This is a genomic window from Bradyrhizobium sp., assembly GCF_035570375.1.
In the GTDB taxonomy this organism is placed as follows: Bacteria; Pseudomonadota; Alphaproteobacteria; order Rhizobiales; family Xanthobacteraceae; genus Bradyrhizobium.
In genome coordinates, this window is sequence record NZ_DATMLW010000246.1 from 1 (window position 1) to 7157 (window position 7157).

Genomic DNA, 7157 nt, shown 5'->3' on the forward strand with positions numbered 1-7157 from the left:
GGCAAAGCAGCGGACCTGCCGCGGTCATCGCGGTTTTGGCGCTTTTGACCCAAACCGGTCATCCGATTGAAGTGATCTGATCTCGCCAAATGTGCATAGCGTGGCCGTGGCGGAACAATGTGTCCGTCTCCGCATGTACGTTGCGGCCATCTCCCGATCCAGCGCCAGTTCAGAAATGCTTAAGAAGTTTTTCAGCGCAGTTTCATGACTTCCGGCCGGTCCGGGCTCAGATTGCTACGGCCCGACGACGGACGCTCCGATCATGGTGCGGAAGTGTGACGGAAAAAAGAGGATCGACGACTGCGATAAAGCCAAGAGGAGACAACAATGCCAAACTGCTCCGAAAGTTTTAGATCTGGCAGGTCTGCGCGATGCGCAGTCTGTGATGGCAAGTTTGGTCTCGTCCGACACTACTCGTGGCGAACCCCGCTTTGTTCCAGGAAGTGCGTCGATCGCTTTACGGCTCGCACGAAAAGTGACCGCACTTGGGTGAGATGGCTCCAGATCGCCTTTAGCCAGCTGCCAGAGAACCGTAGCGCCGACGTACTTCGATAGGAGATGGCTGATGAACGGAAGGCAGAACCAGTACAATGTTGGTCTGGACAAGAATGCGGCGAACTACGTGCCGCTGACGCCAGTCAGCTTCCTTGCGCGCAGCGCAACTGTCTATCCCAATCACACTAGCGTGGTGTATGAAGACAGCCGCTTCACTTGGGGCGAGACATATCGGCGCTGTCGTCGCTTCGCTTCCTACCTTTCCAGCAAAGGCATCAGCGTCGGTGACACCGTTGCGGCCATGCTGCCGAATGTTCCGGCGATGTACGAGCTGCACTTTGCCGTCCCGATGGCGGGCGCGGTGTTGAATGCACTCAACATTCGCCTAGATGCGCCCTCCATCGCCTTCCAGCTTGACCATGGCGGCGCAAAGATCATCCTGGTCGATCCGGAGTTTTCAACCGTGATCGATGAGGCGCTTAAGCTGATGAGCGGGTCCAAACCGTTTGTCATCGATGTTGATGATGCGACGTACACAGGTGGACAGCGCATCGGCGAGATCGAATATGAGGCGGCGCTCGCGCTGGGCGATCCCTCCTTCGCGCCGCGCTATCCCGACGACGAATGGAACGCCATCGCGCTAAGCTATACGTCAGGCACGACCGGCAATCCCAAGGGCGTCGTGACCCATCATCGCGGCGCGTATCTGAACGCGGTCAGCAACATTCTCGCAGCGGGCCTCGTCCAGCGTCCGGCCCAATCATCTTTGAAAAAGCAAGAAATTGGTACGACAGAAAGTACGATGAACGGGAACACCGATGTTGAGTTTTCAACCGAATTTCTCGCAAACGATCCGATATACCTCTGGACGTTGCCGATGTTCCATTGCAACGGCTGGTGCTTCCCCTGGACGGTGGCCGCCTCTGCCGGCGTCAATGTCTGCCTGCGCAAGGTCGGTCCCGCTAAGATCTTTGAGCTGATCCCGAAGCACGGCGTCACCCACATGTGTGGCGCGCCGATCGTTTACAACACCATGATTAACGCACCCGACGCACCCAAGGGCGCCAAGGCAAGACCGGTTGTCGGCCTGATCGCCGGCGCCGCGCCGCCGGTGGCAGTGCTGGAGGGCGCCGAGAGCATCGGCATCAAGCTGACGCACGTTTACGGGCTCACCGAAGTCTATGGCCCCGCCTCCGTATGCGCCGAGCAGCCGGGCTGGGATGCGTTGTCGCCGGAAGCGCGCGCGCAGAAGAAGCGGCGTCAGGGCGTGCCCTACCCGCTAGAAGAAGCCGTCACCGTGCTTGATCCCGAGACCATGCGCGAGGTGCCGCGCGACGGCGAGACCATCGGCGAGGTGATGTTCCGCGGCAATATCGTGATGAAAGGTTATCTCAAGAACCAGAAGGCGACGAACGAAGCCTTTGCCGGCGGCTGGTTTCACACCGGCGATCTCGCCGTGCTCGACGAGCACGGCTACGTCATCATCAAGGATCGCTCCAAGGACATCATCATCTCCGGCGGGGAAAACATCTCGTCGGTGGAAGTCGAGGACATCCTGTACAAGCACCCGGCTGTGCTGTTTGCAAGCGTCGTCGCCAAGCCCGATGCGAAATGGGGCGAAGTGCCCTGCGCTTTCATCGAGTTAAAGGAAGGCGCCAAGACGACCGAAGCCGAGATCATCGCTTATTGTCGCAACCACATATCCAGCTTCAAGACGCCCAAGGCGGTCGTATTCGGCACGATCCCGAAGACGTCGACGGGAAAAATCCAGAAATTTCTGCTGCGCAACCAGGTGGAATCCGCCAAGGCGATCTCGGCCGAGGAGTCGCCGAACCCGTCAATTGCGAGCAAAGCGAATCAATGCATCTTGGCGTCTGCAGCGCTATGACATTCCTTCGTCGCTGGCGCGCTCGAAATTGTGACCCCTCCCTCGGAAGGCGATAAATGGGGCGATGAGATGAATTCCACGTCCAGGTACAGAATCGTCGCCGCCGGCATAATCGGCAACGTGCTTGAGTGGTACGATTTCGCGATCTACGGTTACTTCGCGGCTGCGATCGGGCGCCACTTCTTCCCGCACCAGGACCCGGTCGCCCAGCTTCTTTCCTCGTTCGGCGTATTTGCCGTTGGTTACCTGATGCGGCCGGTGGGCGGCGCGCTGATCGGCCATATCGGTGACCGCTTCGGACGGCGTCGGGCGCTCATCTTTTCGGTCGCGGCGATGGCGATATCGACCTTCCTGGTCGCGCTGTTACCTGGCTATGCCACGATCGGCCTGGCGGCGCCTGTCACACTCACCCTGCTACGCATGGTGCAGGGACTCTCGGTCGGAGGGGAATACACGTGCTCGATGGTGTTTCTGATCGAGCACGCGCCTCAACGCCGTCGCGGCCTGATGGGTTCGCTGGCGCCGTGCGCGGCCTCGGGCGGCATCCTGCTCGGCTCGGCTTTGGGTGCATGCTTTGCGGCGGCCATGCCGACCGAAACCCTCAACGCATGGGGTTGGCGCATCCCGTTCCTGTTCGGGCTCGTGGTGGGCATTGCCGGCTACGTCCTGCGCCGGCATATGCAGGAGACCGTAGTGGCGGAGCGGGGCAAACGAGCCCCGATCTTCGAGACCCTGCACGATCACTGGCGGGTCGTACTCCGCATTGCTGGCTTGTCGGCGTTCCTCTCCGTCAGCTTTTACCTGAGCTTCGTTTATCTCGTGAGTTGGTTGCAGATCGCAGACCGCATTGCGCCCGCACGCGCGCTCGAGATCAATTCGTTCAGCATGGTAATCCTGCTGCCGGTCACCATTGCCGGCGGCTGGTTGTCGGACCGCGCTGGTCGCAGGCCCATTCTGCAACTGGCAACGGTTCTCGGGTTCGCCACCGCGCTGCCCTTGTGGCGGCTAATGCATCATCCCAGCGCCGAACTGGCCCTACTGGGACAGCTCGGCATGGTGCTGATCGTCGGTTTGTTCAACGGTGCCCTGCCCGCCGCTATTGTCGAGTATGCGCCACCTAGCGTTCGCTGCACGGCCGTCGCACTCGGCTACAATGTGTCTCTTGGCGTGATTGGCGGCTTGAGCCCGCTAGCAGCCACCTGGTTGGTGGAGCGCACAGGTGACGAAATTGCGCCGGCATTCCTAATCATGGCCACCGCAGTGATTTCATTCCTCGTCATCCTGCGGATGTCGGAAACTCGCCGCGGTCCGTTTGCAAGCGCGGCCGCTATTGCGTCCTGACGATCTTTGTTGCCACTCCAGGTCCGAACGGACCGAGGATGCACGTTGCTTCCGCCAGTTCAGAAACGCTTAAGAAGTTTTTCAATGACTTCCGGCCGGTCCGGGCTCAGTCTGCTACAGCCTGATGGCGGACGCTTCAGATCATGGTGCGGATCGTGCGCCGAGGCAAGGAAATCGGTCGGTGATTGCGACCTCCCGGAGCGGGCCTGCATCGAGCGGAACGTCGCACTCCAAGCTCCTGCAAATCGCCGATACCAGAAGCATCGAGGTGGTTCGTACCGCGCTTCCCATACAAACACAAACGACACCAAATCGACGGCGGCCGATATCAAGCCGATAGAGAAAGAAGGGATCATCATGAGCAAGCAGACCTTCGTCATCACCCCGAAGAATTACTCGCGCCCGCTCGAGGCCCTCGGCGAGCACGCCGCGGTGCTAGCGTCCGGCGAAGTTGGCTCCGAGCTCTTCCTCAAGCAAGGATCGCGAGGCAGCACTTCGTCCCGGTATCGCCGCCCGAGCGAGAGCGTCCCCACGAAAACCTTCAGCAAGGCGATCCATCGACTGAAAGAGGACGTCCGCAGCTGGTACGAACTACATCGACGCAACGGTGCGACGAATGTCGTCGTTTGGGCTATCTACCTTGAGCTGCTCTTGATGCTCGTCCTGCTCGTTCTTTTGCCATTTGATACTGTGCAAGTGGGAGGCCGCTACCGCCTGATCAAGCCGCTCAATTTTACGATGTCGATGGCTATGTATCTCGCGACGGTCGTGATTTTGCTGGATTACCTCCGGGCATCGATGTGGTGGAAGAAGGTCATCGGCTGGGGAGTCTCAATCTGCATTTTGACCGCCATCACCTGCATCACCATGCAAGCAGCGCGTGGTACGACCTCACACTTCAACAACAGCACGCCCTTCGACTCCGCCGTCTCCTCACTGATGGACATAGTGGATCCTCTCAATGGCGTCTTTGTCCTTGTCCTGCTAATCTTCGCTATACAGGTCAGGTACGATGTCTCGCGGTCATCTCAACTCGGAATCGCATTCGGGCTTTTCCTTTTTCTTGCAGGATCCGCCATCGGGGGGGTGATGGTGGCGCAAGGACAGAGTGTAGTGGGCGTTGCGCCTGGAGGTCCCGGGCTGCCGGTGCTCAACTGGAGCACCACGGGGGGCGATTTCAGGGTCGCGCACTTCTTGGGTATCCACGCATTACAGATTTTGCCGATAGCAGGCTGGCTCATCGATCGGCTGAAAGGTCTGCCCAGACGAGCGAAGCCGACAGCCGTTGTTGCCGTCTCCGCAGGGTACGTCTTGCTCATGGGATTTGTGTTCATGCAGGCCATGAACGGTGCGCCGCTCGTGAGAATGTGAGGCTTCAAGGCAGTCCCGGAGGGCAGGGCGAGGCTTGGAATTGCTCCACAGAGCCGGGACCTGACCGACCACGCAGCGGGCAGCGCCTTGAGTAACGAGGACTCGGTGTACGTGACCATCCTTTTTCAGAACACATAGAAAGGAGGCCGACATGTTGCTTCATCCGCCAATCATAGTCCTGGCCCGACACCGTGCCAAAGCTCGATATTCGATATTCTAAGAGAATGCCGGTTTGAGGGCGAGTCAACGGTTGCCCGGCTTTTCCCTCTTCAGGATGCGATCGACATGTGACGCAGCTTCCTGATGCGGCGCGACTGGGTCGAAACTATAAGACGCCAAGCCCCCATTCGCAGCAAAATAACGAAAGGGATAGATCGCGGCGAGACGCAAATCGGATGCCAACGCAATTATCCTGTCCTGATTTGTGACGATAAGGGGAAACGGTGCCGCGACCCAAAGCCAAATGGCGCGATAGCTACATCCTAAGCCTGCCGGAAGCTGAATAACCCAATGGTCGCGACGATCAACTGCTGCAGGGGTCCAACTGCGTAGACCGACATAACAAGGAAGCCAGATTATCGGCGCGCCAACTACGCCAGCATTCCACATGCTTCAAGCGTTGCAAAATCGTGGGTCACCGCGATGTCGTTGGGAATATCGAAGCGTCATCGACGGACCGGATGTCGGGTCACTCCGGCAATCCTGCCTTGCGCAGGCTCTCAATGAAGCGCACGCGGTCCTCCGCCCGCCGGACCGGCGGCGCTACCCGGTCAAGATTGCCAAGCCTCAACGCAGGATCGATCTCGCGCAAGCGGGCCATCGCCGCTCGGGCCTCGACCATCCGATCCGAAAGAGCATTGGCAATCGCTGCCACCCGCAGTGCCGTGGCCCAGTTCGGTTGCTCATGGAGGGCCCTGGTCGCCCAGGAAATCGCCTCGTCGTAACGACCGGCAAAGACATGCGCGAAGGCCATGCCACCGCAAGCTAAGTAGGTCAACGGATCAAGCGGGCTCAGCCGCATAGCTCGCTTGAAATGTTCAATAGCGCTGGCTGACTCGCCAAGGTACATGCGCACCCAGCCGCTCGCATTCCAACTCGCCGCCAAATTCGGGTTCAGAACCAACGCCCGGTCGATGTACGCGGCGCCGGCCTCGACCTCATTACCCAGATAAGCCAGGCTAAAGGCGCCTGACCACAGCGCGGTCGGATCATCCTTGCCCAGCGCGACCGCGCGACGCGCCAGCCTCACGGCGTCGGCGATCTCACTCTCGGGATCAACCATCCAGCCATAGTTCTTACTGAGCCCGCTACACCACGACGCCATCCCGTAGGGAGAGGCGTAATTGGGGTCGAGTTCCGTCGCGCGCACGAAGAGCCGCACCGCTTCCAAGAGGCTGCCTCTATTGTGCAGATGAAAACTGGCCATCCCGCGCAGGAAATAGTCGTAGGCGTCGAGGCTCCCGGTCGGCTTCCGTCCCGCGCGTTCGATCTCCGCGCGTTGGAGCCGTGGCTCAATGGCCCCCACGACCCTTGCGGTCACCTGATCCTGCAGGTCAAATACGTCCTCCAAGGCACCATCGAAGCGGTCCGCCCAAATGTGGCCGCCGGTTGTCACATCGATGAGCTGCCCGGTAAATCGCACACGATTTCCTGCCTTGCGCACGCTCCCCTCGAGCACGTAACGCACCCCGAGTTCGCGACCGACCTGCTTCACGCCGACGGCCCGGCCCTTGTAAGTGAAGCTGGAGCTCCGCGCGATGACGAACAGCGACGGAAAGCGCGACAGCGCCGTGATGATTTCATCGGCCATGCCGTCGGTGAAGTACTCTTGTTCAGGGTCCCCGCTGAAGTTCTGAAACGGCAGAATGGCGATAGATGGCCTGTCCGGAAGCGTGGGGTTCGAGGAACCGGCGGCCATGGCAAAATTCGCGGCCAGCGACACAGCGGTGGCGGCACCTTGGTCCTGCATGCTGGTCGGGCCGATGAACCGATAGCCTCGTCTGGGCAGGGTTTCGATCCAATTCTCGCCGCCAGTCTCCTCTCCAAACACCCGACGCAGGGC

Annotated in this window: 3 protein-coding genes and 1 pseudogene; 3 read left to right on the forward strand and 1 reads right to left on the reverse strand. The window is 59.8% G+C overall.

All coding sequences use genetic code 11. The features are described from left to right. Positions 1 to 565 precede the first annotated feature (565 nt). From VNX23_RS26945 to VNX23_RS26955, 3 genes and pseudogenes are all read left to right on the forward strand, one after another. Positions 566 to 2314, forward strand: a pseudogene (locus VNX23_RS26945) (acyl-CoA synthetase); the annotation flags it as partial. A gap of 138 nt (positions 2315 to 2452) precedes the next feature. Further along, positions 2453 to 3724, forward strand: coding sequence for an MFS transporter (locus VNX23_RS26950; protein WP_325634613.1), 1272 nt, complete (start codon positions 2453 to 2455; stop codon positions 3722 to 3724). Between the two features lie 357 nt (positions 3725 to 4081). Then, the gene (locus VNX23_RS26955; protein WP_325634614.1) at positions 4082 to 5095 is read left to right on the forward strand and encodes a hypothetical protein; all 1014 of its coding nucleotides are present in this window, start codon (positions 4082 to 4084) and stop codon (positions 5093 to 5095) included. 688 nt (positions 5096 to 5783) lie between these two features. Here VNX23_RS26955 and VNX23_RS26960 read toward each other — a convergent pair. Further along, positions 5784 to 7157, reverse strand: a 1374-nt coding sequence (locus tag VNX23_RS26960; protein ID WP_325634615.1) for a hypothetical protein, incomplete at its 5' end; no start/stop codon positions are given.